This is a genomic window from Streptomyces sp. HNM0574 (genome assembly GCF_012726235.1).
In the GTDB taxonomy this organism is placed as follows: Bacteria; Actinomycetota; Actinomycetes; order Streptomycetales; family Streptomycetaceae; genus Streptomyces.
This window is the reverse complement of sequence record NZ_JAASAH010000002.1, coordinates 209,269-233,281: the sequence shown is the minus strand read 5'-3', so window position 1 is coordinate 233,281 and position 24,013 is coordinate 209,269. Positions and strand designations below refer to the sequence as shown.

Below are 24,013 nucleotides of genomic sequence, written 5' to 3'. Positions count from 1 at the left end.
CGGGTCGCTCCAACGGCACACGCGACGTGCGAGGTCCCCTGCCCCGCGCTCCACTCGGGCCATGAGTACGGAGCAGCCCGAGAACGACCCCTTCCGGAAGCCAGGCCACTCGGAACCGCCGCCCTCCGGCAGCGGCTCGCCCTACGGCAGCGCCCCGCCGCCCCCGCCGCCCGGCGGCGACCCCTACGGCGGCGGCCCACCGCCCCCGGGCGGCGGCCCGTACGGCGGCGGGCCCTACGACAACCCGTACGGGGACCGGGGCGGCGCGGCCGACCCGCTCGCCGGCATGCCGCCGCTCGCCTCGCGCGGCAAGCGGCTGCTCGCCCGCATCATCGACGCGCTGATCATCGGCATCCCGGTCGGCATCGTGATGGGCCTGATCCAGGGCGGCTACGACTGGAACGACACCGACGACTCGGCGGCCCAGGGCGGCGTCTACACCCTCGTCTACCTCATCTACGAGGGCATCATGCTGACCCGCGACGGCCAGACGCTCGGCAAGAAGGCGATGCGCATCCGGGTCGCGATGCTCTCCAACGGGGCTGTACCGCAGGGGAGTCCGGGCTGGGTCCGGGCCGTCGTCTACCAGGTGCCGCCGCTGGTCCCGTGCATCGGCTTCCTCTTCTGGCTGGTCAACGTCCTCTTCTGCACCTGGGACAAGCCGTACCAGCAGTGCGTCCACGACAAGGCCGCGAAGACGGTGGTCGTCGCCACGCCCTGACGGCTCCCGGGCAGCACGAGGGCGGTGCCACTCCGGTCGACCGGAGTGGCACCGCCCTCGTGCGTGCTCCAACTCGCGGTGACCGCTGGGCTGTTGGCCGCGCTCAGTGATGCAGCGTCGCCTCGGGGACGCGGCGGGGCGCCTCGGGGCCGGCGGCACTCGGCGCGGGCGCCGTGACGGTGGCCTGGGCGCGGTACGGGGCCCTGGCCGCGGCGGGGCGCGGGGCGGGCGTCGAGCGGGCGGCACGGAGGCGGGGTACGCCGAGCGCGGTGCCCAGGCCGAGCGCCAGCGCCACGCAGGCGATCGCCACGACGCCGGGGCCCGACTGTGTCTCCGTGAGCAGCAGCATGGCCAGTGCCGAACAGATGACGGTGGCCGAACCGTAGGCGAGCTGTGCAGGAGTCGGACGCGGCATGGCGGAATCCGTCCTCAGAGATGTGGTCGGTGGTGAGCTGGTCGATCGACTCGGTACAAACCGTGCGCCATCGAACGACTCTACGGTGCGGAATGCCCGGGCGAAAACCACGGTAAGCGTGAGCTGCCGCACGGCTCAGGTGCACAGGGGGCGCACAGTCGCACACGACCCCTCACGCCGCCGTCCTGTCCCAACTGGCGGACACCACAGGTGACTTGAGCGCGGCGCGCACCACCCGCACCACTCGTCCCTTGGGTGATCGCCGGTGATCTCCGGGGCGGGGTCGGGGAGTTCGCGACGCAGAATCGATTGTTCGCAACCGCGATGCGACGGGCGGCGCACCCGGCCACGGAGAGCCGCGCGGCCCGATGCGCGCGCCGGTGCGCCCCCGCCGGGCCCCGGGGGTCAACTCCGGTGCGGGGGAGGGGCGATGGGCCCCACGCGAGCCCGTCTCAGAGGCGCCGAGGGCGGACGGGGCATCGCCCCTCCGTGCCCAAGTGCCGCCCTCCGCCCCGTCGTTGGCCCCGCAGCCGGAACGCACCCGTCCGTCCCGCCGCCACGTCGCCCCGAACCGCTCCCCGCCGGGCCGGACGCACCCCACCGCCACCCCTGTGACGGCGCTCACGGGCCTCGTCGGAAGGCCGCACGGAGCCGGACGCCCCACCGCCTCCGGGCGCCCGAACTCGCCCCGCCTTCCGGGCGGTTGACGCATAGCACCTATAAGACGCGGACAGGGAAATAAGGTGCAAGAACGGCAATCCGGGCGTCAGGAGTCAGCTCCCCGGACGGTCATGTCACAGCCGGTGAGATGACGAGTACCGGGCATACGATCACTCATCAGGTGAACCCGGGAAGGAATTAATTTGCATCGTTGCAGGTCAAAACATGATCGGCCGTTACCCCCCTGGCGGTCGACGCGTCGGCGGGTTTAGATGCCTCTTGCGGGTCTTTCCGTCGGCCCGTCAGCTACCAGTCTCGCGGGGGAGATGTTGATCATGACCAGAGGTGGATTCGTCCAGCTTCCGGACGGCAGCGTGATCGTCGCGCTGACCATCCCGAGGCCCTACGCCGAGGTGGCGGGCGCGACCGGCCCGACGCCCGGCCGCATGACCAGCGGCATCGGCAGGGGCCTGTTCCCGGGCCCGGACCGCCCACGACCAGCGCGTTCCCGCCGGGCCGAGGAGGCGTACGCGCCACGGCGCTGGTCCGCGCACGCGGACGAGGCACACACCGTCCGCGCCGCCGGCGCCTGCCGCCGCGGCGCCGACGAGCCGCCGCGCGTACGCGTCCTGGTGCACGCGCTCAACCGGGCGCGCGCCCTCACCCGGATCCGGAACCTGGGCCTGCGTTCCGTCTATCTCAACGGGAACACCGAGCCGCCGACCGCGGACGAGGTGACCGCCGTCCTGCACCACCCCGAGGGGCTGGTGTGGCGCGCGGTACCGCTCGACGACCGCGAGTCCTGGCGTCCCATCGCCGCACTCCTGCATCCCGGGGGCCCTCGCGCCCGCACCGCGTGACCGGTAGCTGAGCACGACAGCGGCGCCCCGGACGGTCCGATCCGTCCGGGGCGCCGCTGCGTCGTCCGGTCCGCCTCAGCCCGTCGCCGGGGTGCCCGAGGTCCGGACCCCGGCCTCGGCGAACTGCTCCAGCGCCCGCCGCGTCGTCTCCTCCGCGACGCCCGCCGTGAGCGAGAGCAGGACGTGGGTGCGGAAGCCCTCGCGTACGGCGTCCAGCGCCGTCTCGCGTACGCAGTGGTCGGTGGCGATGCCGACCACGTCGACCTCCTGCACGTCGTGCCGGCGCAGCCACTCGGCGAGCGGGGTGCCCGACTCGTCCGTGCCCTCGAAGCCGCTGTACGCGGCCGTGTACGCGCCCTTGTCGAAGACCGCGTCGACCGCGCCCGCGGTGATGACCGGCGCGAAGTTCGGGTGGAATCCCACGCCTTCGGTCCCCGCGACGCAGTGCGGCGGCCAGGAGCGCACGAAGTCCGGCTCGGCGGCGAAGTGCTCCCCGGGGTCGATGTGGCGGTCGCGGGTCGCGACGACATGGCGGTACCCGGCGGAGGCGTCGCCGATCAGCTCGGTGATCTCGGCGGCGACCTCGGCCCCGCCCGTGACGGCCATGGAGCCGCCTTCACAGAAGTCGTTCTGCACGTCTACGACGATCAGTGCCCGGTGCATGGCGCGCGCCCTTCGGCGGTGAGGGATCTCGGTGGTGGTTCTCGGTCGGTCCGGCGTTCGACGCCTGAGTACCCGCGCGTCCCCTCAGGCATACTCCGTCGGCAGCACCGGCTCCCCGCGGGAGAGCTGCGTCGCCGACATGGGCAGGCCCGCGAGGGCGCGCGCGTGCCGGTCGCGCGCCGCCTCCAGCGGCTCGCGGCCGACGATCTCCCCGCCGCGCACGAGCTCCACCAGCAGCTGCCGCGAGGTGAGTTCGTCCGGCACGGGGCCCGTGCCGACGACCTCCGCCTCGGCGACGCCGTCCGCGTCCACCCGCCGCGCGGCCCACTTGGCGCCGCCCACGGACAGCTTGCCGCCCATCGACTTCTTGGCCACCGACTCCAGCGGCGCCCCGGGCTCGTCCGAGCGGGCGCGGGCGACGAGCTTGTAGACCATCGAGCAGGTCGGGTGCCCGCTGCCGGTCACCAGCTGGGTGCCGACGCCGTACGCGTCGACGGGCGCGGCGGCGAGCGAGGCGATGGCGTACTCGTCCAGGTCGCTGGTCACCACGATCTTCGTGCCGTGCGCGCCGAGTTCGTCCAGCTGCTGGCGCACCCGGTGGGCGAGGAGCAGCAGGTCGCCGGAGTCGATCCGGACGGCGCCGAGGTCGGGGCCCGCGACCTCGACGGCGGTGCGGACGGCCTCGGTGACGTCGAAGGTGTCGACGAGCAGGGTGGTGCCGCCGCCCAGCGAGTCGACCTGCGCGGTGAAGGCGTCCCGCTCGCTGTCGTGGAGCAGGGTGAACGCGTGCGCGCTGGTGCCGACGGTGGGGATGCCGTAGCGGTAGCCGGCGGCGAGGTCGGAGGTGGTGGCGAAGCCGCCGACGTAGGCGGCGCGGGAGGCGGCGACGGCGGAGAGCTCGTGGGTGCGCCGGGCGCCCATCTCCATCAGCGGGCGGCCCCCGGCCGCGTGCGCCATGCGGGAGGCTGCGGCGGCGACGGCGGAGTCGTGGTTGAGGATCGACAGGATGACCGTCTCCAGCAGCACGCAGTCGGCGAAGCTGCCCTCGACGCGCAGGATCGGCGAGCCGGGGAAGTAGACCTCGCCCTCCGGGTAGCCGTAGATGTCGCCGCCGAAGCGGTAGTCGGCCAGCCACTCCAGGGTGGGTTCGTCGACGATGCCCTGCGCGCGGAGGAAGCCCAGGATCTGCGCGTCGAAGCGGAAGTTCTCGACGGCGTCGAGCACCCGCCCGGTGCCGCCGACCACCCCGTAGCGGCGGCCGTTGGGCAGCCGCCGGGTGAAGACCTCGAAGACCGAGGCCCGGCCCGCGGTGCCCCCGCGCAGCGCGGCCTGCAGCATCGTGAGCTCGTACTGGTCGGTGAAGAGCGCCGTGGAGGGCACGTCCACCGGCAGTCCCGTGTCGCCTGTGTTCATACGGATGAGCGTACCCCAGATCTCGTCAAGTTGACGATATTCGGGGTGGGCGGCCGCGGCACCGGGGCGCGTGCCGCCGTACGGTCCGGGCCGTTTGCGCGACGTGCCACCGGTGGTGGCAGCATGGGACCTGTGAGTGTCGCGCCCTCTGAGATGGAACGCCTGGAGTCCGCCGAGGAACCCGTGGAGGTTCCCGAGCCGGACGTGCCCTGGGCGACGATCGTCCACAACGACCCGGTCAATCTCATGAGCTACGTGACCTACGTGTTCCAGGCGTATTTCGGCTACTCGAAGGACAAGGCCAAGAAGCTGATGCTGGACGTCCACCACAAGGGCCGCGCGGTCGTCTCCACCGGCAGTCGCGAGGAGATGGAACGCGACGTCCAGGCCATGCACGGCTACGGCCTGTGGGCGACCCTTCAGCAGGACCGCTGATGGCGGGGCACTTCGAGGCGACGGGCGACGGCGGAGCGGCGATCGCGCTGGACGAGGTCGAGATCTCGATCCTGCGCAGCCTCGCCGTCCAGCTCCTGGAGCTCATCGGTCCAGGACCCGAGCCAGCCGAGGGCGAGGACCCGCTGGCCGCGCTGTTCGCCGAGGGCCCGAGCGAGCCCCCGTCCGACCCGGTGCTGGCCCGGCTCTTCCCGGACGCGTACGGCGAGGGTCCCGCGGCGGGCCCGGGGAACGAGGACGGGGAGGCGCTCAGCGCGTCCTCCGAGTTCCGCCGCTACACCGAGAACGACCTGCGCGCGGGCAAGCGCGAGAACGGCCTCGCCGTGGTGCGCGCGCTGGACTCGCTCACGCCCGCGGGCGACCGGGGCGCGGTGCTCACGCTCACGTCCGAGCAGTCGCACCAGTGGCTGACGGCGCTCAACGACCTCCGGCTCGCCATCGGCACCCGGCTCGGGGTCAGCGACGACGATGACGACGAGCTCTACCGGCTCCCCGACTCCGACTCCCGCAAGCCGATGGTCATGGCGTACCTCTGGCTCGGCGGGCTCCAGGAGACCCTCGTCGAGACGCTGATTCCCTGACCCGTCCCGCTGTGTGACGGGTGCCCGCACGCGTCTCGCCATCCGGGCGGGGTGGCCGGTAATCTCCCCCGTCGAACGGCCGCTCTCGTCCCGTTTCTCTGCCTTCCGGCGCCGTCGGCGCCGCGTCGTGACCGCATTCCGCCGTCTTCACGCACGGTTGTGACGCGGTGACAGCTGTTCGTTATACGGACGGCAAAGACCGGTTAACGAAAGCATCACGACCGTCGTGACTTTGCGCACTCCGGGGCCCGATGTCCGTTATGCGGCGACCCGGGGCCCTGGCAGATTCCGCCATTCGTGATAAACCTGGCCGTTCTGTCGTGCCGACACCACCCCTGTCGCAGCACGACGGCGCTGGCCGGCCGACCGTCGGTATGCACAACTCCATCCGGGGGGATCGGGACCCGATCCGGACAGACCGGGTCGGAATGGAGAAAGGCGCACCACACATGACCTCGCAGCAGGTCGGAGAACACCGTCCGTCGGACGGTGCCCCGGGGACAGCAGCCCCGGAAATGAACGGGGAATCCGAGGAACAGGGCTATCAGCGAGGACTGGGTGCCCGGCAGATCCAGATGATCGCCATCGGCGGTGCCATCGGGACGGGCCTCTTCCTCGGCGCGGGAAAATCCATCACAAAGGCCGGGCCCAGCGTCATCCTGGCGTACGCCCTCGCCGGGCTCGTCATTTACGCGATCATGCGGGCCCTGGGCGAACTGCTCATGTACCGGCCCGTCTCCGGTTCGTTCTCGACGTACGCCCGTGAATTCCTCGGTCCCTACTGGGGTTTCGTGACGGGCTGGACGTACTGGCTGTTCTGGGTGATCACCGGCATCACCGAGGTCACGGCGGCGGCGACGTACATGCAGCACTGGTGGCCGTCCATCCCGCAATGGGTGTCGGCCCTCGTCTTCACGCTGATCCTCTACGGCGCGAACCTGATATCCGTGAAGCTCTTCGGTGAGCTGGAATTCTGGTTCTCGGCGGTCAAGGTGACCGCGATCATCGGCATGATTCTGATCGGCCTCGGCGTGATCACGCTCGGCTTCTCCGACGCCGGGCCGACCGCCTCCTTCACCCATCTCTGGGCGGACGGCGGATTCTTCCCGAACGGCGTCGGCGGCACGCTGATGACGCTGCAGATCGTGATGTTCTCCTTCCTCGCGGTCGAACTCGTCGGCGTCACCGCCGGTGAGTCCGTCGACCCGGAGAAGAATCTGCCGCGCGCGATCAAGACCGTGCCGTGGCGCATCGCGCTCTTCTACATCGGCTCGCTGATCATCATCCTGTCCGTCGTCTCCTGGACCGTCTTCGAGCCGGGCACCAGCCCGTTCGTCGCCGCCTTCCAGAAGATCGGGCTGCCGTTCGGCGCCGGCATCGTCAACTTCGTCGTGCTGACCGCGGCGCTCTCCTCCTGCAACTCCGGCATGTACTCCACCGGCCGGATGCTGCGGGACCTGGCGCTCAACGGCCAGGGCCCGAAGATGTTCACGAAGCTGACCCGGAACGGGCTGCCGCTGGTCGGCACGTCCTTCTCGGTCGCGCTGATGATGGTCGGCGTCTGGATCAACTACGAGTGGCCCTCCGAGGCGTTCGACCTCGTGGTGTCCTTCGCGACGATCTCCGGCATGTGGGCCTGGGCGATGATCCTGTGCTCGCAGCTCGTCTACCGGGCCAAGTCCGACCGCGGCGAACTGCCGGTGTCCAGCTTCCGCGCCCCCGGCGCCCCCTGGACCAGCTGGATCGCGCTGGCCTTCATCGCCATGGTGGTCGTGCTCATGGGCTTCGACGCCGAGTCCAGGGTCTCGCTCTACGGGGCACCGGTCTGGGCGGCGATCCTGACCGTCTCGTACTTCGTGATCAAGGCACGCAACCCGGAGACGTTCACCAAGACCTCTGCCTGAACCGGCGGTTGACGCCCGCGGGGCCCGTCCGTACCCACCGGGGTACGCACGGGCCCCGCGGCGTTCCCGGACGGTGGTACGCGGGCCCGTTGTCCGAGGCGTGGACAATCAACGACCGCTGGCCGGACAGACCCTGATTCGGGCGCCGGAGGTCTGCTTATCCTTGCGGCCATGCTGACCATTTCCCAGGAGCTCCACGACAAGATCGTCGCGCACGCCCGTCAGGACCACCCCGACGAAGCCTGCGGCGTGATCGCGGGGCCCGTCGGCGAGGGCCGCCCCGAGCGCTTCATCCCGATGCTGAACGCGGCCCGGTCGCCGACCTTCTACGAGTTCGACTCGGCCGACCTGCTGAAGCTCTACCGCGAGATGGACGACAACGACGAGGAGCCGGTCGTCATCTACCACTCGCACACCGCGACCGAGGCGTACCCCTCGCGCACCGATGTGACCTACGCCAACGAGCCCGGCGCGCACTACGTGCTCGTCTCCACCAGCGAGTGCGGCAACGACGAAGGGCCGTTCTCCTTCCGGTCGTTCCGCATCGTGGACGGCGAGATCAGCGAAGAAGACGTCCACATCGTCGCGAATTACTGACCGCGAGACGGAATCGTCCGCATCGTGAACCCGAGACCCGGACGCCGCACGGGGAATCGATACGATGAACCCATGGTTGTCCACGACGTGAGCGCTGACACGAAGACCCCGGGCACGCTGCTGCTCGTGGGGCGCCTGCACGTCGACCTGTGCCGCCTCGCCAGCGCCATCTGTCCCCGCGGCGCGGCGAACCCGGCCTGACGGCCGCCCCGGTCCCGCCTTCCGGCATGCCCCGTTCCGGGCCACCGCCCGGACGCGCGACGCCGGACGAGCCGTCCCGTAACGGGCCCCGCACCCCCGCGAACCCGCGCGGGCCACGCATCTCGCGCGTACGTCCGATCACGCACGCTTCCCTCCCTCCGACAGGAGTTCACCCATGGCCATCGAGGTCCGCATCCCGACCATCCTCCGCACCTACACCGACGGCCAGAAGGCCGTGGAGGGCCAGGGCGGCACCATCGGCGAGCTCTTCGCCGACCTGGAGAGCCGCCACAACGGCATCGAGAACCGCCTCGTCGAAGGCGACAAGCTGCGCCGCTTCGTGAACGTCTACCTGAACGACGAGGACGTGCGCTTCCTCGACGGCATCTCCACCCGGCTCAGCGACGGCGACAGCGTCACCATCCTTCCGGCCGTCGCCGGAGGCATGCGCTGATGCGCTACGACAGTCCGCTGGAAGCCGTGGGAAACACCCCGCTGGTGCGTCTCCCACGGCTTTCGCCGTCCGAGGACGTCCGGGTCTGGGCGAAGCTGGAGGACCGCAACCCCACCGGCTCCGTGAAGGACCGGCCCGCGCTGCACATGATCGAGCAGGCGGAGAAGGACGGGCGGCTCACCCCGGGCTGCACGATCCTGGAGCCGACCTCGGGCAACACCGGCATCTCGCTGGCGATGGCCGCGAAGCTCAAGGGCTACCGGATCGTCTGCGTCATGCCGGAGAACACCAGCGAGGAGCGGCGCCAACTGCTCGCCATGTGGGGCGCGGAGATCATCTCCTCGCCCGCGGCGGGCGGTTCGAACACCGCGGTGCGGGTCGCGAAGGAGCTCTCGGCCGAGCACCCGGACTGGGTGATGCTCTACCAGTACGGCAACCCCGACAACGCGGGTGCCCACTACGCCACGACCGGGCCCGAGATCCTCGCCGACCTGCCCTCCGTGACGCACTTCGTCGCCGGGCTCGGCACCACGGGCACCCTCATGGGCGTCGGCCGGTACCTGCGTGAGCACCGTCCCGGGGTCGCGGTCGTCGCCGCCGAGCCGCGCTACGACGACGTCGTCTACGGCCTGCGGAACCTCGACGAGGGCTTCGTGCCCGAGCTGTACGACGAGTCCGTCCTCACCACGCGGTTCTCGGTGGGCTCCGAGGACGCGATCACCCGCACCCGTGAACTCCTGGAGCAGGAGGGCATCTTCGCGGGAGTCTCCACAGGAGCCGCGCTGCACGCGGCACTTGGCGTCGCCCGCAAGGCACAGCGCGCGGGCGAGAGCGCCGACGTGGTGTTCGTCGTCGCGGACGGCGGCTGGAAGTACCTCTCGACGGGCATCTACACGGCCCGTTCCACCGAGGAGGCCGTCGAGGCCCTCCACGGCCAGCTCTGGGCCTGACCCCGCGAACCCCGCGCCCCGCCTCAGGGGCGCGGGGAACTGCGCGCGGCGCCCCTCACCCCTCCGTGAGCTCGCGCACCCGGTCCCAGAGCTCGGCGTCCACCTCGCCCGCGCGGCGCCGGAAGCCCCTCAGCGAGACCTGCCGCAGCTCGTCCGTCTCCAGGAAGCTCTGCCGCCCCCGCGCGTCGTCCACCGCACCGGGCGGAAGCGCGAGGACGCCGGGCCGCTCGTCCTCGGCCCGCCGGCTGGTGATCTTCGCGACGCGGGCGCCGTCCCGGCCCACCGAGAGCACCAGGCAGGGCCGGTCCTTGCTGCCGGGCCCGTCCTCGTACGGCACCTCGGCCCACCAGATCTCACCGGGCAGCGGCCCGGCGCCGGGTGCGAGGCCGGCGGGGGAGCGGCGGCGTACCCGTGCGGAGGGGCGGCGCGGGCCCAGCCGGCCCCGCCCGTCGATGAGCGCCGCGACCAGCGCGAGTACCACGACGGCGCCCAGGGCCAGCCACCACAAGGTGTCCACCGCTGCTGCCTCCTGCCTGCTTCCGTCCTGGTTGCTCTCCCCAAGATCACGGATTGCCGACGGTACCCCGGCTCGGTGATTCCGCCCACACCACAGCGCTCCCGGGGAGTCACCCGGCCCGCCGCGGCTTACGCTCGATGGTCCCGCCCCTCGCCCCGGCAAGGGGTATCCACCCCGGCCGCCAACGGAGGTTCCCGCTCCATGAAGCTCACCGTCGTCGGCTGTTCCGGGTCGTTCCCCTCCGCGGACTCGGCCTGTTCGAGCTACCTCGTCGAGGCCGACGGGTACCGGCTGCTCCTCGACATGGGCAACGGCGCGCTCGGTGAGCTGCAGCGGCACTGCGGGCTGTACGACCTGGACGCCGTGGCCCTGAGCCACCTGCACTCCGACCACTGCGTCGACATGTGCGCGTACTTCGTCGCCCGTTACTACCGGCACGAGGGCGGACGGTGCGGCAGGATCCCGGTCTACGGTCCGGAGGGCACCGAGCGGCGGCTGACCGTGGCCTACGGGGACACCCCCTCGGACAGCGCGATGAGCGAGGTCTTCGACTTCCACGACCTCTCGCGCACCTCCCGTTTCGACCTCGGCCCGTTCGCGGTCCGCGCGGTGGAGGTGGCGCACCCGGTCACCGCGTACGCGTTCCGGGTCGAGCACCGGGAGAGCGGCAAGGTGCTCGTCTACTCGGGAGACACCGGGCCGAGCGCCGCGCTGGACGAGCTGGCCACCGGCGCGGACCTCTTCCTGTGCGAGGCGTCCTTCACGCACGGCAAGGAGGACATCCCGGACCTGCACCTGACCGGCCGCGAGGCCGGCGAGTGCGCCCGGCGCGCGGGCACCGGACGTCTGGTGCTCACCCACGTACCCCCGTGGACGGACCCGCAGATCAACCTGCGGGACGCCAAGGACGTGTTCGGCGGACCGGTCGAACTCGCCCGCCCGGCAGGCGTGTACGAGATCTGAACGACCCCGGTACGCCGGAAGCAGGACGAAGGCGCCCGGAACCGCCAAGGGTTCCGGGCGCCTTCGTCGTGTGCGCGGGGATCAGCTCTTGAACTGGGCCTTGTCCTCGGCCTCGATCTCCTCGTCGGACTCGCGGCCCGGCGTCGGGATGTTGAACTTGGTGATCGCGAAGCGGAAGAGCACGTAGTACACCGCCGCGAAGCAGAGGCCGACCAGGACCAGGAGCCACGGCTTGGTGGCGATGCCGAGGTTGAGCACGAAGTCGATCGCGCCGGCGGAGAAGCCGAAGCCGTCCTTCATGCCGAGTGCCCAGGTCAGGGCCATGGAGACACCGGTCAGCACCGCGTGGATGCCGTACAGCACCGGCGCGAGGAACATGAAGGTGAACTCGATCGGCTCGGTGACGCCGGTGACGAAGGCGGTCAGCGCGAGCGAGAGCATCATGCCGCCGACGACCTTGCGGCGCTCGGGGCGGGCGCAGTGGTAGATCGCGAGGCAGGCGGCGGGCAGCGCGAACATCATGATCGGGAAGAAGCCGGTCATGAACTGTCCGGCCGTGGGGTCACCGGCCAGGAAGCGCGCGATGTCGCCGTGCTTGCCCTCGTACTCGCCGGCCTGGAACCAGGGGAAGGAGTTGAGCAGGTGGTGCATGCCGACGGGGATCAGCGCGCGGTTGGCCACACCGTAGATGCCGGCGCCGACGGAGCCCGAACCGACCAGCCACTCACCGAAGTTGTGCAGACCCGTGCCGAGCACCGGCCAGATGTAGCCGAAGGCGATACCGATCAGCAGGCTCGCGAACGCGGAGACGATCGGCACCAGACGGCGGCCGCCGAAGAAGCCGAGCCAGTCGGGCAGCTTCTTGCGGCTGTACCGCTGGTAGAGCAGGGCGACGACGATGCCGATCACGACGCCGCCGAGCACCCCCGCGTCGACGGGCGGCGCCACCTGGACGATCTTCCCGTCCTGGACCTCCTCGACCTTCGGCATGCTGCCGTCGGTGAAGGTGCCGAGCACGTTCTTGAAGACGAGGTAGCCGACGACGGCCGCGAGGCCGGTCGAGCCGTCCGCCTTCTTCGCGAAGCCGACGGCGATACCGACGGCGAACAGCAGCGGCATGTTGTCGAGCAGCGCGCTGCCGCCGGCCGCGAGGAACTCGGCTATGCGGTTCAGGAAGGCCGGGAAGTTCGCCCGGCCCAGCATGTCGTCCTGACCCAGCCGCACCATCAGCGCCGCGGCGGGCAGCGTGGCGATCGGCAGCATCAGGCTGCGGCCGATCCGCTGCGCCGTCGCCATGACGGCGGAGCCGCGGCTTGGCTTGTCGTCGGCGGTTGCCGTGGACATCAACTTCCTCCAGGGGACATGAAGCCGCCAGGGGCAGCGATCCAGTGGGGACCGGGAGGGAGGCGGCGGCTCCGTACGGCCGTGCGGCCGCGAGGTCTGAGCCAGTAGTGGTTTAGACCATTATTAGCACGGCGGCCGGGGGCTGAGGAATAGTCGATTTCCGTTTGTCCCCGTTGTCCGGATGACGGCCCGGATGCGGGTGCCAAGCCGGGACGAAAGCGCCGCAATCACCGGCCCGCAACTCCCCTGAGTACGGGGCCGCTTGACGCCCGCCACGCACGCCGCCGCCCCCGCACCGGAGGGCCGGTGGTGCGGGGGCGGAGCGGTACGGGGAGCCCGGCGGTCAGCCGTGGGCCGTCACTTGGTGTTGTCCTTCTCGATCTCCTCGGCGACCTCTTCCGGCTCGCGGCCCGGCGTCTTCAGATCGAACTTGACGATGGCGAAGCGGAAGACGGCGTAGTAGACCGCCGCGAAGCACAGTCCGATCGGGATGATCAGCCACGGCTTCGTCGCCAGGCCCCAGTTGATGACGTAGTCGATCAGTCCGGCCGAGAAGCTGAAGCCGTCGTGCACCCCGAACGCCCAGGTCACCGCCATCGAGACGCCGGTGAGGACCACGTGCAGCACGTACAGCAGCGGGGCGACGAAGAGGAAGGAGAACTCGATCGGCTCGGTCACGCCGGTCACGAAGGACGTCAGCGCCGTGGACAGCATCAGACCGCCGACGACCTTCCGGCGCTCGGGCCGCGCGCAGTGCGTGATCGCCAGCGCGGCGGCCGGCAGCGCGAACATCATGATCGGGAAGAACCCGGTGAGGAACTGGCCCGCGTCCGGGTCGCCCGCCAGGAAGCGGTTGATGTCACCGTGCACGACCTCGCCGTCCGGCTTGGTGTAGCTGCCGAACTGGAACCACATGAAGGTGTTCAGGAACTGGTGCAGGCCGATCGGGATCAGCGCCCGGTTCGCGACGCCGAAGATGCCCGAGCCCCACGAGCCCAGATCCGTCAGCCACTTGCTGAAGTCCACCAGCGCCTGGCCGACCGGCGGCCACACCCACTGGCACAGGCAGGCGAAGGCCAGCGCGACGAACGCCATGATGATCGGGACGAGCCGGCGTCCGTTGAAGAAGCCCAGCCAGTCGACGAGCTTCACGCGGTGGAAGCGCTGCCAGAACCAGGCCGCCAGCAGACCCATGATGATGCCGCCGAACACGCCCGGGTTCTGGAACGTGGGCAGCTCCGTCTCCCCGTTCTCGCCCAGGCACGTCTTGTCCGTGAAGGTCATCCCGGAGGGGCACTCGGGGAACTGCTGGAGGATGTTGTAGTACACGAGGAACCCGGCGACGGCGGCCAGCGCCGTCGAGCCGTCCGCCTTCTTCGCCATCCCGATCGCCACGCCGACGCAGAACAGCAGCGGCAGTCCGAGCGCCGAGTCGAGGAGCGCGCCGCCGGCGCCGAGGAAGACCTTCGCGACGTTGTCCCAGCCGAGCCCCTCCTCGCCGAAGACGTCGGCCTGGCCGAGGCGGTTGAGGATGCCGGCGGCGGGGAGGACGGCGATGGGCAGCTGGAGGCTGCGGCCCATCTTCTGCAGCCCCTGGAAGAACGCCGCCCGGCGCTTCTTCCCCTGCGGCACGGCCGCTGCACTGGAACTCACCGCAACTCCTCCCGACCGTCGGACCCGTGGGCGCCGACTCCCACCGCTTGGCGCATACTGGTGTAGACCTCTCGCGAGGTACGGACGCGCGCCGGGTCGTCCCGGAGCGCCGGGTGACGCCATCATTCGCCAGTCCACGGGCACCCGCCCGCAAAGCTGGGCCGAACGTGGGCACTCCTCCGGAAACATGGGGCACGCCCCGCACACGCCCGCCCCACTTCAGTGGGCCGAGACATCAGGAGAGAGACATGGCCAGCAAGGCTGAGAAGATCGTCGCCGGGCTCGGCGGCCTGGAGAACATCAGCGAGGTCGAGGGCTGCATCACCCGCCTCCGCACCGAGGTCGAGGACCCGGCGCTGGTGGACGAGGCCGCGCTCAAGGCCGCGGGCGCGCACGGCGTCGTCAAGATGGGTACGGCCGTGCAGGTCGTCATCGGCACCGACGCCGACCCCATCGCCGGGGAGATCGAAGACATGATGTGAGCCCCACCGGCTCATGGTGAAGGGCCCGGTCCCCGGAGGGGGACCGGGCCCTTCACCATGAGCCCGGAAGGGGCGCGGGGAACTGCGCGATCAACCACCACGCACCCGCGGCCGGGGACGTACGGACAGGGGCACCCCCTCGTCGGCGCGAGGAGCCGGACAGGCTCTAGGCTCGCCCCCATGTCTCGTATCGACGGCCGTACGGCCGACCAGTTGCGCCCCGTCTCCATCGAACGCGGCTGGAGCAAGCACGCCGAGGGCTCCGTGCTGATCTCCTTCGGCGACACCAAGGTCCTGTGCACCGCCAGCGTCACCGAGGGCGTGCCCCGCTGGCGCAAGGGCAGCGGCGAGGGCTGGGTCACCGGCGAGTACGCCATGCTGCCCCGCGCCACCAACACCCGCGGCGACCGCGAGTCCGTACGCGGCAAGATCGGCGGACGCACCCACGAGATCTCCCGTCTCATCGGGCGCTCGCTGCGCGCCGTCGTCGACTTCAAGGCGCTGGGCGAGAACACCATCGTCCTCGACTGCGACGTCCTTCAGGCCGACGGCGGCACCAGGACGGCGGCGATCACCGGCGCGTACGTCGCGCTGGCCGACGCCGTGGCCTGGGGTCAGGAGAAGAAGCTGATCAAGGCCAAGAACCAGCCGCTGACCGGCACCGTCTCCGCCGTCAGCGTCGGCATCGTCGGCACGGACGGCACCCCGCTGCTCGACCTGTGCTACGAGGAGGACGTCCGCGCCGAGACCGACATGAACGTGGTCTGCACCGGTGACGGCCGCTTCGTCGAGGTCCAGGGCACCGCCGAGGGCCAGCCCTTCGCGCGCGAGGAACTGGACGCGCTGCTCGACCTCGCCGCCAAGGGCTGCGCCCAGCTCGACGGGGCGCAGCGGCAGGCGCTCGGAAAATAACTCCGGATATCTCGCTCCAGGGCGAAACTTTGCGCGCGCTTTACGCGTCTCACCGAGTACGGGCCGCACGGGTCATGCCGTGCGGCCCGGCCACGCGGCCCACCGGGGCCACGGGGGGACGGACACGAGAAGAGGGGCTCTGCCCGTGCGACGCCGTACCGCGCTCATCACCGCCGCCAGTTCCGCCGCGCTCGCCGCTTTCGCGGTGACGGGCTGCGGCGCCGTCGACAAGGCGCTCGACTGCGCCAACACGGCCGTCACGGTCGCCGAGGCGGCCGACGATCTCCAGCAGGCCGTCGGCCAGGCCGGGGAGGACCCGACCCAGGCGAAGGAATCGCTCGACAAGATCGACAAGAACCTCGACAAGATCGGGGAGAGCACCGGCGACGCCGACGTCAACAAGGCCGTGGACGACCTCAACCAGGCCGTCGGCGACGCCCAGCAGTCCGTCGAGGAGGGCAAGCCCGTCAAGTTCGCGCCCGTCGGGGACGCGGCCGACGAGCTGACCAAGGTCTGCACCCCGGGCTGACCAGGCCTGCCCGTCCGAGCCCCGCCCGGCACCGGGCGGGGCGGCGCCGGGCTGGATAATCGGGCGCATGAGCAGCTCCAGCCCCCAGCGCCTGATCCTCGCCACCCGCAACGCGCACAAGGTCGGCGAACTCCGCGCGATCCTCGCCGAGGCCGACCTCGGCTTCGAACTCGTCGGCGCCGACGCCTACCCCGAGGTCCCCGAGGTCAAGGAGACCGGGGTGACCTTCGCCGAGAACGCGCTCCTGAAGGCCCACGCCCTCGCCCGCGCCACCGGCCTGCCCGCCATCGCCGACGACTCAGGGCTCTGCGTCGACGTGCTCGGCGGGGCGCCCGGCATCTTCTCGGCCCGCTGGTCCGGCCGGCACGGCGACTTCGTCCGGCCCGGCGACAGCAACGTCGACCGCGCCAACCTCGAACTGCTGCTGGCCCAGCTCGCCGACATCGCCGAGGAGCACCGCTCGGCCCACTTCGCCTGCGCCGCCGCGCTCGCCCTGCCCGACGGCACGGAACGCGTCGTCGAGGGCCGGATGCCCGGCACCCTGCGCCACGAGCCGTCCGGCGACGGCGGGTTCGGCTACGACCCGATCCTCCAGCCCGAGGGCGAGACCCGTACGGCCGCCGAGCTCTCGCCCGAGGAGAAGAACGCCATCAGCCACCGCGGCAGGGCCTTCCGCGCGCTGGTGCCCGTGCTGCGCGAGGTCCTCGACTGAACCGCCCCTCCCGCGGGCCCCGTTGACCGGCGGCAGGCCCCCGGAACAGCGAGAAGCCGGGTGGCCGCTCCTCGATGCGGCCGCCCGGCTTCGTGCTGTGCGGCGGAAGGGATTCGAACCCTCAAGCCCTGTCACGGGCCACTGGACCTAAACCAGCTGCGTCGCCTGCTGCGCCACCGCCGCGTGCCGGGCCATCGTATCCGCCCGGACGGGCGAGGGGCATCCGACGTGGTGCCAGGACGACAGCTACCGGCCACGGGTGACGCACCCTCAGCGGGCGGCCCCGCGCCCCTCGTCGCCGGGCCCGTCCGGGCCGACGAGGAACACGGGGCGGCCCGCCGCCGGGCCCGCCTAGAAGGTGGGTTCCGGCTTCTGGGCCCTGGCCATGTCCTCCGCCTCCTGCTGGGTGGCGACGGCGGGCGGCGAACCGGCCAGCGGCTGCTGCGCCGTCTCCTTGAGGCAGAGCACGGTGATCATGCCGACCAGGCCGGCCGCCGAGACGTAGTACGCGGGGGCCATGCTGTCGCCGGTGGTGTTGACCAGGTACGTCATCACCGTGGGCGCCGTACCGCCGAAGATCGAGACGGCGATGTTGTAGCCGATGGAGAGGCCGCCGTAGCGCACGTTGGTGGGGAACAGCGCGGGCAGCGTCGCGGACATCGCGCCGAGCAGGCAGACCAGGCAGGCGCCGAGAATCATCAGGCCGAGCAGCACGAACACGAAACTGCCCTGCTGGAACAGCCAGAAAGCGGGCACCGTCAGCAGCAGGAATCCGGCCATTCCCGCCATCAGAACGGGCTTGCGTCCCCGCCGGTCGCTGAGCCGGCCGACCCGGTGGATGACGAGCATCATCGCGACCATGGCGATGATGGCGGCGATGAGTTCCATGGAGTTCTCGTAGCCCAGTTCCTCGGTGAGGTAGGCGGGCATGTACGAGGTCAGCATGTAGTGGCAGATGTTGTACGCCGCGACGAGTCCGATGCAGATCAGCAGGGTCCGCCACTGCTTGGCGAAGATCGTCTTGAACTCCTGCTGCGGGGCGTGTTCGGCCGCGACGGGCGCGGTCTCCTCGCCGTTCTCGCCGGCCTGCGGCTTCTCGTTCTGCTTGGGCTTCGCGGCCTGTTCCGCGGCGAGTTTCTGGAAGGCCGGAGTCTCCTCCAGCTTCATCCGCAGGTAGAGACCGACCAGGCCGATCGGCCCGCCGATGAGGAAGGGGATGCGCCAGCCCCAGGACTCCATCGCCTCGGTGCCCAGAGTGGTGTTCAGGACGAGGATCAGACCCGCGGCACCGGTGTAGCCGGCGAGGGTGCCGAACTCCAGGTAACTGCCGAAGAATCCGCGCTTCTTGTCCGGCGCGTATTCCGCGATGAACGTGGCCGCTCCGCCGTATTCACCACCGGTGGAGAAGCCCTGCACCATGCGGCACACGAGCAGCAGGATCGGCGCGGCGATGCCGATCGAGGCGTAGCCGGGCAGCAGGCCGATGCAGAAGGTGCCGACCGCCATCAGGATCATGGTCAGGGCCAGGACCTTCTTGCGGCCGATGCGGTCGCCGAGTGGTCCGAAGAAGAGCCCGCCGAGCGGCCGGACGAGGAACGAGGCCGCGAACGTGGTGAACGCGGCCAGCAGCTGCGTCGCTCCCTCACCGGGGAAGAAGACGTGGCCGATGGTCACGACGAGGTACGCGAAGATGCCGAAGTCGAACCATTCCATGGCATTGCCGAGTGCGGCTGCCTTGGTGGCGCGGCGGACGGTCGCCTCGTCGGTGACGGTGATGTCGCTGCGTCGGATCTTGGGCTGTGTTCTGCGTTTTATGGCCCGGTAGAGGAGTCGGTGCCGTTTGACGGCATCCGGATCGGGGGCCGGGGCCTCGGTAGTCATGCGTTCAATCTGTACCGCACACCGTGACCCCGTTGCACGCCCCACCCCGGTCCACCCGGGCGGATTGTCCCCAACTGCGTTGGGATGACAGTCGAATTCGCCGGGCGGAATTCTCCGTTCAGGCCCTCTCGGGAGCTCGCGAAGCCCTCTCAGGCCCCGAGCTTGAGGTCCTTGATGAGCTTCGCGACGTGTCCGGTGGCCTTCACGTTGTAGAACGCGTGCTCCACCTTTCCGTCCTCGCCGACGATGACGGTCGAGCGGATGACGCCGGTGACGGTCTTGCCGTAGAGCTTCTTCTCGCCGAAGGCGCCGTAAGCCTGCATCGTGGCCTTGTCCGGGTCCGAGACCAGGGTGACCTTCAGGTCCTCCGTCTCCCGGAACTTCGCCAGCTTCTCCGGCTTGTCCGGGGAAACGCCGATCACGTCATAACCGGCTCCGGCGAGCAGCTCCAGATTGTCCGTGAAGTCGCAGGCTTGTTTTGTGCATCCCGGGGTAAGCGCAGCGGGGTAGAAGTACACGATCACCTTGCGGCCCTTGTGCGCCGCGAGGGAAACGTCGTTGCCGTCCGCGTCGGAGAGGGTGAAGTCGGGTGCCGCGTCACCGGGTTGCAGTCGCTCGCTCATCGGCGCTGTGCTCCTTGGGAAAGGGAGGGCTTAAGGACAAGGGTCGTCGCCCGAGCCTAGCCGGAGGCCGTCTGCCGGGGGTGGCGTGGGGCGAGCGGGGCGACGAGCTGACAGACTGTCCGGCAGCCAGGTGTGACGCACGAGTACGAGTGACAGCGACGGAGGCAGCGCGGTGCCGGAAGCAAGGACCCCCGCGGACATCGAGGCGGACATCGTCCGCAGGCGGCAGGAGCTGGCCGTCGCGCTGGACGAGATCGCCGTACGCGTCCATCCCAAGACCATCGCCGACGACGCCAAGGCCAAGGCCAGGGCCGCGGTCGACCGGACGGCCGGACGGGCCTACGTCGCGGCGAACCGCGCGATCTCGGACGTACGGTCCCAGTTCGTCGGTGAGGACGGAGCCCCGCGCATGGAACGGGTCGTCCCCACCGCGGTCGCGGCCGCCGTCGTGATCGGCGGCCTGTGCCTGCTCTCCTCCCGCCGCGACCGGAAGTAGCGGGGCGCGCGGACGGCCGTTCCGGAACGGACGGCTCCGGGACGGGGCGCGGGCGGGCTGGGTTACCGTCTAGCCGTGAGTTCCGAGACGTCCACCCACCAGGCCGGTGCGGCCGCCAGTGCCGCGCACCACGACAAGCTGCCCATCCGGATGCTGCACGACCGTGTGCTCGTGAGCACCGACGGCGAGGACGGCGAGCGCCGCTCCTCGGGCGGCATCGTCATCCCCGCGACCGCCGCCGTCGGGCGCCGGCTCGCCTGGGCCGAGGTCGTCGCCGTCGGCCAGAGCGTGCGGACGGTGGAGGCGGGGGACCGGGTGCTGTACGACCCGGAGGACCTGGCCGAGGTCGAGGTCCGCGGCGTGGCCTACGTGCTGATGCGGGAGCGCGATCTGCACGCGGTCGCCGCCGAGCGCATCCAGGGCTCCGAGGACTCCACGGGCCTGTACCTCTGACGGCAGCCGAACGGCCCGCCCACCGCTCCTCGCGGTGGGCGGGCCGTTCGCATGCGCAGAGGCGCGGTCCGGTTTACGGGTACGGGCCCTGGGCGGTGCCGCCGTCCCAGCCGCCACCGCCCGGATCACCGGTGGTGCCGCCGTCCTCGCCGCCCGGGCCGCCGGTCGTACCGCCCTGGTCGCCGCCGCCCGGATCGCCGCCGGTGGTGCCGCCCTCGACGCCGCCCGTGGGCGGGATGCCCGGGCCCGAGGTGGGCGGCGGGCCGGTCGGCTCGTCGGTGGGCGGGGGCTCGGTGCCGGGCGGGGTGGTCGGCTCCTCGCTGCTGGGCGGGGGCTCGGTGGTCGGCTCCTCCGAGCTCGGCGGCTCGGTGCCGGGGCTCTCCGTGCCGGGGGAGCTGGGGACCTGCGCGTTGCCGCCGGTCTCCAGCTCGAACTGGGTGACGGGCTCGCCCTCCAGCGCCTCCCGGGTGTAGTCCGCCCAGATCTGCGCGGGGAAGCCGCCGCCGTTGACGCGGGGCTGTCCGGCGGCGCCGTACAGCGGCTTCTGCGCGCCGGTGTCGGTGTCCTGGCCCATCACGCTGATCACGGTGGCGAGTTCGGGGGTGTAGCCCGCGAACCAGGCGGCCTTGTCCTCCTCGGCGGTGCCGGTCTTGCCGGCCGCGGGGCGTCCGGCCGCCTGCGCGGCGGTGCCGGTGCCGCCCTCGACGACGCTCTCCAGCACGGCGGTGGTGGAGTCGGCCGCGCTGCGCGGGACCTTCTGCTTGGGCGTCGTCTCGGGCAGGTCGACGGCCTCGCCGCCGTGGGTGACCTTCTCGACCATGGTGTACGGGCCGTGCCTGCCGTGGTTGGCGAGCGTGCCGTACGCCTGGGCCATGTCCAGCGGGGAGGCGGTGGCGACGCCGAGGGAGATGGAGCCGTCCTCGGGCATGTTCGGGGTGCCGGCGGGGAGGCCGAGGTCGATGGCGGTCTGCTTGACCGTCTTCGGACCGACGTCGACGCCCATCTGGGCGAAGACCGAGTTCACGGACTTGTCCATCGCGGTGGAGACGGGGATCTCGCCGTACGACTTGTGGTCCTCGTTCTCGGGTGCGTAGCCCGTGCCCTGGCCGTTGTTCACCACCTCGCGCTTGTTGGTGCCGTCGTAGGTGGTGTCGGCGGTGATCGGCTGGCCGTCCTGGGTCTGCGAGCCGTTCTGCAGCGCGGAGGTGAAGATGAACGGCTTGAACGTCGAACCGACCTGGTACGCCCGGCGGGTGGCCATGTTCACGAACTGCTTGGTGTAGTCCTCGCCGCCGTACATCGCGACGATCTTCCCGTCCCGCGGGTCGACGGAGGCGCCGCCGGTGCGGACGTGCTCGTCGACCTTGCGGGCCTCGGGGTCGAGCTGGGAGAGCAGCCGGTCGTCGACGGCCTTCGCCATGGCCTTCTGCTTGTCGCGGTCGAGCGTCGTGGTGATGCGGTAGCCGCCGGCGGCGAGGTCCTGCTCCTCGACGATGTCGTTGCCGATCAGGTGGTTCTTCACGGCCTCGACGAGATAGCCGCGCTCGCCGGAGAGACCGGTCGGCGGCTTGGCCGGGTCCGGGTCGGGGAACTTCATGCCGTCCCGGTCGGACTGGCTCAGCCAGCCCTCCTTCACCATGCCGTCCAGGACGTAGTTCCAGCGGGCCACGGCCCGGCCCCGGTTCTCCGGGTGGGCGCGGGTGTCGTAGGCGCTGGGGGCGTTGACCAGTGCGGCGAGGTAGGCGCCCTCGGCGGTGGAGAGCTCGACGGCGTCCTTGCCGTAGTACGCCTGGGCGGCGGCCTGGACGCCGTACGCGTTGCGGCCGAAGTAGCTGGTGTTGAGGTAGCCGCGGAGGATCTCGTCCTTGCTGACCTCGTTGTCCAGCTTGAGCGCGATGAAGAATTCCTTGGCCTTGCGGGTGAGCGTCTGCTCCTGGCCCAGGTAGTAGTTCTTCACGTACTGCTGGGTGATGGTCGATCCGGACTGCTTGCTTCCGCCGGTGAGCATGTTCCAGCCCGCGCGGAGCATGGCCTTCGGGTCGACGGCCGACTCGTGGTAGAACTCGCGGTCCTCGGCGGCCAGGACGGCGTGCTGGGTGGTCTTCGGGATCTGCGAGAGGCTGACGCTCTCCCGGTTGACCTCGCCGTCCCGCGCGATCTGGCTGCCGTCGGAGTAGAGGTAGACGTTCGTCTGGGCGCGGGCTGCGTCGTTCGGCGAGGGGATGTCGACGAGCTGGTAGCCCGCGATGAGCCCGCCGGTGAGGACGAGGAGCACCAGCAGCACCCCGCCCAGCACCATCCGCCAGGTGGGGATCAGCCGCCGCAGTCCGGTGCGGCGGCGCCCGGTGGCCTCGTCGGCGGGGTCGGGCCGGGGCTCCCAGCCCTCGTCGCCGCCTTTCGGCTCGTCACTCATGTCTTCGGGGACTCCTCGTCCAGACTCGGGCGATTCGGTCGTACGCCCCATAAAACACTGTCACATCATCCGCACCCGGGTCGGGTGCGGGCCTGCCGTCCGGGCCGCTCACGGCGGGTCGGACGCGTACCGTGCGTCACTTCTGCCGCTGAATAATGGGTGGTTGCCCGTTCGGGGCCCCGGCTAGGCTGCCTCGCTTCGGATTCGCTTCGGTTCTGTTCTCGGATCTCTGCTCTGCCGTGCTCCGGACTCGCTCCGGGGCCGTGCGGCCCCCGGCTTTTCGAATCCGACCGTTTCCGACTGGTCCTGCTAGAGAGAAGACGGGGAAGGAGCCCGAAAGGATGCGTGGTTTACGTCTCTATTTCGCGGTAGCGGCCAGTGGCTTCCGCCGTTACGCGACCTACCGGACCGCCACGGCGGCGGGCGTCTTCACCAACACCGCCTTCGGGTTCATCCTCGCCTACACCTTCATCGCCCTCTGGAGCGAGCGCCCCCATCTGGGCGGATACGACCAGTCGCAGGCGCTGACCTTCGTCTGGACCGGGCAGGCGCTGCTGGCGGCGGCCGCACTCATCGGCGGAGGGTTCCAGGAGGAGCTCCAGGATCGTATCCGGAGCGGAGACGTCGCCGTCGACCTGTACCGGCCCGCCGACCTCCAGCTCTGGTGGCTCGCCGCCGACCTCGGCCGGGCCGCCTTCCACCTGCTCGGCCGCGGCGTCGTGCCGATGGCCGTCGGCGCCCTCGTCTTCGACCTCGCGCTGCCGTCCTCGCCCTGGCACTGGGCGCTGTTCCTGCTGTCGGCCGCGCTCGGCATCGTCACCGGCTTCGGGCTGCGCTACCTCTTCGCGCTCAGCGCCTTCTGGCTGCTGGACGGGACGGGGCTGAACATGCTGAGCACCCTGCTGAGCATGTTCTTCTCCGGGATGCTGCTGCCGCTCACGGTCTTCCCCGGCGCCTTCGGCGAGGTCGTACGCCAACTGCCCTGGGCGGCGACGCTCCAGGTGCCGGCGGACGTCCTGCTGGGCGAGTACCCCGGGTGGGCGGTGCTGGAGGCGCTGGCCTTCCAGGCGGTGTGGATCGTGGCGCTGTTCGCCGCAGGCCGGGCGCTCCAGGCGCTCGCGACCCGGAAGGTGGTCGTCCAGGGTGGCTGAGGGGACTCTCGA

Annotated in this window: 25 protein-coding genes, 1 tRNA gene and 1 pseudogene; 17 read left to right on the top strand and 10 right to left on the bottom strand. The window is 70.7% G+C overall.

Going from position 1 to position 24,013, the window contains the following annotated elements:
* Positions 1-61 precede the first annotated feature (61 nt).
* Positions 62-721: an RDD family protein gene (locus tag HCC30_RS04630; RefSeq protein ID WP_169440704.1), complete on the top strand. Its 660-nt coding sequence runs from the start codon at positions 62-64 to the stop codon at positions 719-721.
* Positions 722-824: 103 nt separating this feature from the next.
* Here the strand turns inward: HCC30_RS04630 and HCC30_RS04625 are convergent, their stop codons facing one another.
* Positions 825-1,136 carry a hypothetical protein gene (locus tag HCC30_RS04625; protein WP_169440703.1) on the bottom strand — a complete coding sequence of 104 codons (312 nt, stop codon included), beginning with the start codon at positions 1,134-1,136 and terminating at the stop codon, positions 825-827.
* 1,280 nt (positions 1,137-2,416) lie between these two features.
* On the opposite strand from HCC30_RS04625, the pseudogene HCC30_RS28400 reads away from it, so the two are divergent.
* Positions 2,417-2,656 (top strand): annotated as a pseudogene (locus tag HCC30_RS28400) (hypothetical protein); the annotation flags it as partial.
* 75 nt (positions 2,657-2,731) lie between these two features.
* On the opposite strand, the gene HCC30_RS04615 reads toward HCC30_RS28400, so the two are convergent.
* Together HCC30_RS04615 and HCC30_RS04610 are read right to left on the bottom strand one after the other, a co-directional pair.
* Positions 2,732-3,319 carry a nicotinamidase gene (locus HCC30_RS04615; RefSeq protein ID WP_169440701.1) on the bottom strand — a complete coding sequence of 196 codons (588 nt, stop codon included), beginning with the start codon at positions 3,317-3,319 and terminating at the stop codon, positions 2,732-2,734.
* A gap of 84 nt (positions 3,320-3,403) precedes the next feature.
* The gene (locus HCC30_RS04610) at positions 3,404-4,732 is read right to left on the bottom strand and encodes a nicotinate phosphoribosyltransferase (protein WP_169440700.1); all 1,329 of its coding nucleotides are present in this window, start codon (positions 4,730-4,732) and stop codon (positions 3,404-3,406) included.
* 123 nt (positions 4,733-4,855) lie between these two features.
* Between HCC30_RS04610 and clpS the strand changes: the two genes are divergently transcribed.
* From clpS to HCC30_RS04580, 7 genes are all read left to right on the top strand, one after another.
* Complete coding sequence (gene clpS / locus HCC30_RS04605) at positions 4,856-5,167, top strand: ATP-dependent Clp protease adapter ClpS (protein WP_169440699.1); 312 nt, start codon at positions 4,856-4,858, stop codon at positions 5,165-5,167.
* Complete coding sequence (locus HCC30_RS04600; protein WP_169440698.1) at positions 5,167-5,766, top strand: DUF2017 domain-containing protein; 600 nt, start codon at positions 5,167-5,169, stop codon at positions 5,764-5,766. The genes clpS and HCC30_RS04600 overlap by 1 nt, the downstream gene beginning before the upstream one ends.
* Before the next feature lie 449 nt (positions 5,767-6,215).
* The gene (locus HCC30_RS04595; RefSeq protein WP_169440697.1) at positions 6,216-7,670 is read left to right on the top strand and encodes an amino acid permease; all 1,455 of its coding nucleotides are present in this window, start codon (positions 6,216-6,218) and stop codon (positions 7,668-7,670) included.
* A 171-nt stretch (positions 7,671-7,841) separates the two neighbouring features.
* Positions 7,842-8,267: a M67 family metallopeptidase gene (locus HCC30_RS04590; RefSeq protein WP_169440696.1), complete on the top strand. Its 426-nt coding sequence runs from the start codon at positions 7,842-7,844 to the stop codon at positions 8,265-8,267.
* Positions 8,268-8,339: 72 nt separating this feature from the next.
* The gene (locus HCC30_RS28960) at positions 8,340-8,468 is read left to right on the top strand and encodes a putative leader peptide (protein WP_277347944.1); all 129 of its coding nucleotides are present in this window, start codon (positions 8,340-8,342) and stop codon (positions 8,466-8,468) included.
* A 175-nt stretch (positions 8,469-8,643) separates the two neighbouring features.
* Complete coding sequence (locus tag HCC30_RS04585; RefSeq protein WP_169440695.1) at positions 8,644-8,922, top strand: MoaD/ThiS family protein; 279 nt, start codon at positions 8,644-8,646, stop codon at positions 8,920-8,922.
* Positions 8,922-9,872 carry a cysteine synthase gene (locus HCC30_RS04580; protein ID WP_169440694.1) on the top strand — a complete coding sequence of 317 codons (951 nt, stop codon included), beginning with the start codon at positions 8,922-8,924 and terminating at the stop codon, positions 9,870-9,872. Before HCC30_RS04585 ends, HCC30_RS04580 begins: the two co-directional genes overlap by 1 nt.
* Before the next feature lie 55 nt (positions 9,873-9,927).
* Here the strand turns inward: HCC30_RS04580 and HCC30_RS04575 are convergent, their stop codons facing one another.
* Positions 9,928-10,389 (bottom strand): type II toxin-antitoxin system PemK/MazF family toxin, encoded by a 462-nt coding sequence (locus HCC30_RS04575; protein ID WP_169440693.1) that lies wholly within the window; start codon positions 10,387-10,389, stop codon positions 9,928-9,930.
* A 201-nt stretch (positions 10,390-10,590) separates the two neighbouring features.
* Here HCC30_RS04575 and HCC30_RS04570 point away from each other — a divergent pair, with 201 nt between their 5' ends.
* Positions 10,591-11,352: an MBL fold metallo-hydrolase gene (locus HCC30_RS04570; RefSeq protein ID WP_169440692.1), complete on the top strand. Its 762-nt coding sequence runs from the start codon at positions 10,591-10,593 to the stop codon at positions 11,350-11,352.
* Between the two features lie 81 nt (positions 11,353-11,433).
* On the opposite strand, the gene HCC30_RS04565 is transcribed toward HCC30_RS04570, so the two are convergent.
* Together HCC30_RS04565 and HCC30_RS04560 are read right to left on the bottom strand one after the other, a co-directional pair.
* A complete protein-coding gene (locus HCC30_RS04565) occupies positions 11,434-12,696 on the bottom strand; it encodes a PTS transporter subunit EIIC (RefSeq protein WP_169440691.1) in 1,263 nt (420 codons plus the stop codon).
* A 357-nt stretch (positions 12,697-13,053) separates the two neighbouring features.
* On the bottom strand, positions 13,054-14,349 hold the full coding sequence (locus HCC30_RS04560) for a PTS transporter subunit EIIC (RefSeq protein ID WP_346776490.1): 1,296 nt from the start codon (positions 14,347-14,349) through the stop codon (positions 13,054-13,056).
* 248 nt (positions 14,350-14,597) lie between these two features.
* Between HCC30_RS04560 and HCC30_RS04555 the strand changes: the two genes are divergently transcribed.
* The 4 genes from HCC30_RS04555 (at position 14,598) to rdgB (ending at position 16,984) form a co-directional block, all read left to right on the top strand.
* The gene (locus tag HCC30_RS04555) at positions 14,598-14,831 is read left to right on the top strand and encodes a PTS glucose/sucrose transporter subunit IIB (protein ID WP_169440690.1); all 234 of its coding nucleotides are present in this window, start codon (positions 14,598-14,600) and stop codon (positions 14,829-14,831) included.
* 180 nt (positions 14,832-15,011) lie between these two features.
* Positions 15,012-15,743, top strand: coding sequence for a ribonuclease PH (rph, locus tag HCC30_RS04550; RefSeq protein ID WP_169440689.1), 732 nt, complete (start codon positions 15,012-15,014; stop codon positions 15,741-15,743).
* 145 nt (positions 15,744-15,888) lie between these two features.
* Positions 15,889-16,272 (top strand): hypothetical protein, encoded by a 384-nt coding sequence (locus HCC30_RS04545; RefSeq protein WP_169440688.1) that lies wholly within the window; start codon positions 15,889-15,891, stop codon positions 16,270-16,272.
* A 67-nt stretch (positions 16,273-16,339) separates the two neighbouring features.
* Complete coding sequence (rdgB, locus tag HCC30_RS04540; RefSeq protein ID WP_169440687.1) at positions 16,340-16,984, top strand: RdgB/HAM1 family non-canonical purine NTP pyrophosphatase; 645 nt, start codon at positions 16,340-16,342, stop codon at positions 16,982-16,984.
* 98 nt (positions 16,985-17,082) lie between these two features.
* Here rdgB and HCC30_RS04535 read toward each other — a convergent pair.
* The 3 genes from HCC30_RS04535 to bcp form a co-directional block, all read right to left on the bottom strand.
* Positions 17,083-17,167 (bottom strand) — tRNA-Leu (locus HCC30_RS04535).
* A 168-nt stretch (positions 17,168-17,335) separates the two neighbouring features.
* Positions 17,336-18,865, bottom strand: a complete 1,530-nt coding sequence (locus HCC30_RS04530; protein ID WP_169440686.1) for an MFS transporter — start codon at positions 18,863-18,865, stop codon at positions 17,336-17,338.
* A 149-nt stretch (positions 18,866-19,014) separates the two neighbouring features.
* Positions 19,015-19,488, bottom strand: coding sequence for a thioredoxin-dependent thiol peroxidase (gene bcp, locus HCC30_RS04525; RefSeq protein ID WP_169440685.1), 474 nt, complete (start codon positions 19,486-19,488; stop codon positions 19,015-19,017).
* A 172-nt stretch (positions 19,489-19,660) separates the two neighbouring features.
* Between bcp and HCC30_RS04520 the strand changes: the two genes are divergently transcribed.
* A complete protein-coding gene (locus HCC30_RS04520) occupies positions 19,661-19,984 on the top strand; it encodes a DUF3618 domain-containing protein (RefSeq protein ID WP_169440684.1) in 324 nt (107 codons plus the stop codon).
* A 150-nt stretch (positions 19,985-20,134) separates the two neighbouring features.
* The gene (locus HCC30_RS04515) at positions 20,135-20,437 is read left to right on the top strand and encodes a co-chaperone GroES (RefSeq protein ID WP_169441388.1); all 303 of its coding nucleotides are present in this window, start codon (positions 20,135-20,137) and stop codon (positions 20,435-20,437) included.
* Between the two features lie 73 nt (positions 20,438-20,510).
* On the opposite strand, the gene HCC30_RS04510 is transcribed toward HCC30_RS04515, so the two are convergent.
* Positions 20,511-22,850 carry a transglycosylase domain-containing protein gene (locus HCC30_RS04510; protein WP_169440683.1) on the bottom strand — a complete coding sequence of 780 codons (2,340 nt, stop codon included), beginning with the start codon at positions 22,848-22,850 and terminating at the stop codon, positions 20,511-20,513.
* Between the two features lie 341 nt (positions 22,851-23,191).
* Here HCC30_RS04510 and HCC30_RS04505 point away from each other — a divergent pair, with 341 nt between their 5' ends.
* Positions 23,192-24,001 carry an ABC-2 family transporter protein gene (locus tag HCC30_RS04505; RefSeq protein WP_169440682.1) on the top strand — a complete coding sequence of 270 codons (810 nt, stop codon included), beginning with the start codon at positions 23,192-23,194 and terminating at the stop codon, positions 23,999-24,001.
* The last annotated feature ends 12 nt before the right edge of the window (positions 24,002-24,013 follow it).

Excerpts from the sequence above, each read along its gene's own strand:
- HCC30_RS04630 (WP_169440704.1), top strand. The coding sequence starts at position 62 with ATGAGTACGGAGCAGCCCGAGAACGACCCCTTCCGGAAGCCAGGCCAC.
- HCC30_RS04625 (WP_169440703.1), bottom strand. The coding sequence starts at position 1,136 with ATGCCGCGTCCGACTCCTGCACAGCTCGCCTACGGTTCGGCCACCGTC.
- HCC30_RS04615 (WP_169440701.1), bottom strand. The coding sequence starts at position 3,319 with ATGCACCGGGCACTGATCGTCGTAGACGTGCAGAACGACTTCTGTGAA.
- HCC30_RS04610 (WP_169440700.1), bottom strand. The coding sequence starts at position 4,732 with ATGAACACAGGCGACACGGGACTGCCGGTGGACGTGCCCTCCACGGCG.
- clpS (WP_169440699.1), top strand. The coding sequence starts at position 4,856 with ATGGGACCTGTGAGTGTCGCGCCCTCTGAGATGGAACGCCTGGAGTCC.
- HCC30_RS04600 (WP_169440698.1), top strand. The coding sequence starts at position 5,167 with ATGGCGGGGCACTTCGAGGCGACGGGCGACGGCGGAGCGGCGATCGCG.
- HCC30_RS04595 (WP_169440697.1), top strand. The coding sequence starts at position 6,216 with ATGACCTCGCAGCAGGTCGGAGAACACCGTCCGTCGGACGGTGCCCCG.
- HCC30_RS04590 (WP_169440696.1), top strand. The coding sequence starts at position 7,842 with ATGCTGACCATTTCCCAGGAGCTCCACGACAAGATCGTCGCGCACGCC.
- HCC30_RS28960 (WP_277347944.1), top strand. The coding sequence starts at position 8,340 with ATGGTTGTCCACGACGTGAGCGCTGACACGAAGACCCCGGGCACGCTG.
- HCC30_RS04585 (WP_169440695.1), top strand. The coding sequence starts at position 8,644 with ATGGCCATCGAGGTCCGCATCCCGACCATCCTCCGCACCTACACCGAC.
- HCC30_RS04580 (WP_169440694.1), top strand. The coding sequence starts at position 8,922 with ATGCGCTACGACAGTCCGCTGGAAGCCGTGGGAAACACCCCGCTGGTG.
- HCC30_RS04570 (WP_169440692.1), top strand. The coding sequence starts at position 10,591 with ATGAAGCTCACCGTCGTCGGCTGTTCCGGGTCGTTCCCCTCCGCGGAC.
- HCC30_RS04565 (WP_169440691.1), bottom strand. The coding sequence starts at position 12,696 with ATGTCCACGGCAACCGCCGACGACAAGCCAAGCCGCGGCTCCGCCGTC.
- HCC30_RS04555 (WP_169440690.1), top strand. The coding sequence starts at position 14,598 with ATGGCCAGCAAGGCTGAGAAGATCGTCGCCGGGCTCGGCGGCCTGGAG.
- rph (WP_169440689.1), top strand. The coding sequence starts at position 15,012 with ATGTCTCGTATCGACGGCCGTACGGCCGACCAGTTGCGCCCCGTCTCC.
- rdgB (WP_169440687.1), top strand. The coding sequence starts at position 16,340 with ATGAGCAGCTCCAGCCCCCAGCGCCTGATCCTCGCCACCCGCAACGCG.
- HCC30_RS04530 (WP_169440686.1), bottom strand. The coding sequence starts at position 18,865 with ATGACTACCGAGGCCCCGGCCCCCGATCCGGATGCCGTCAAACGGCAC.
- bcp (WP_169440685.1), bottom strand. The coding sequence starts at position 19,488 with ATGAGCGAGCGACTGCAACCCGGTGACGCGGCACCCGACTTCACCCTC.
- HCC30_RS04515 (WP_169441388.1), top strand. The coding sequence starts at position 20,135 with ATGCTGCACGACCGTGTGCTCGTGAGCACCGACGGCGAGGACGGCGAG.
- HCC30_RS04510 (WP_169440683.1), bottom strand. The coding sequence starts at position 22,850 with ATGAGTGACGAGCCGAAAGGCGGCGACGAGGGCTGGGAGCCCCGGCCC.
- HCC30_RS04505 (WP_169440682.1), top strand. The coding sequence starts at position 23,192 with ATGCGTGGTTTACGTCTCTATTTCGCGGTAGCGGCCAGTGGCTTCCGC.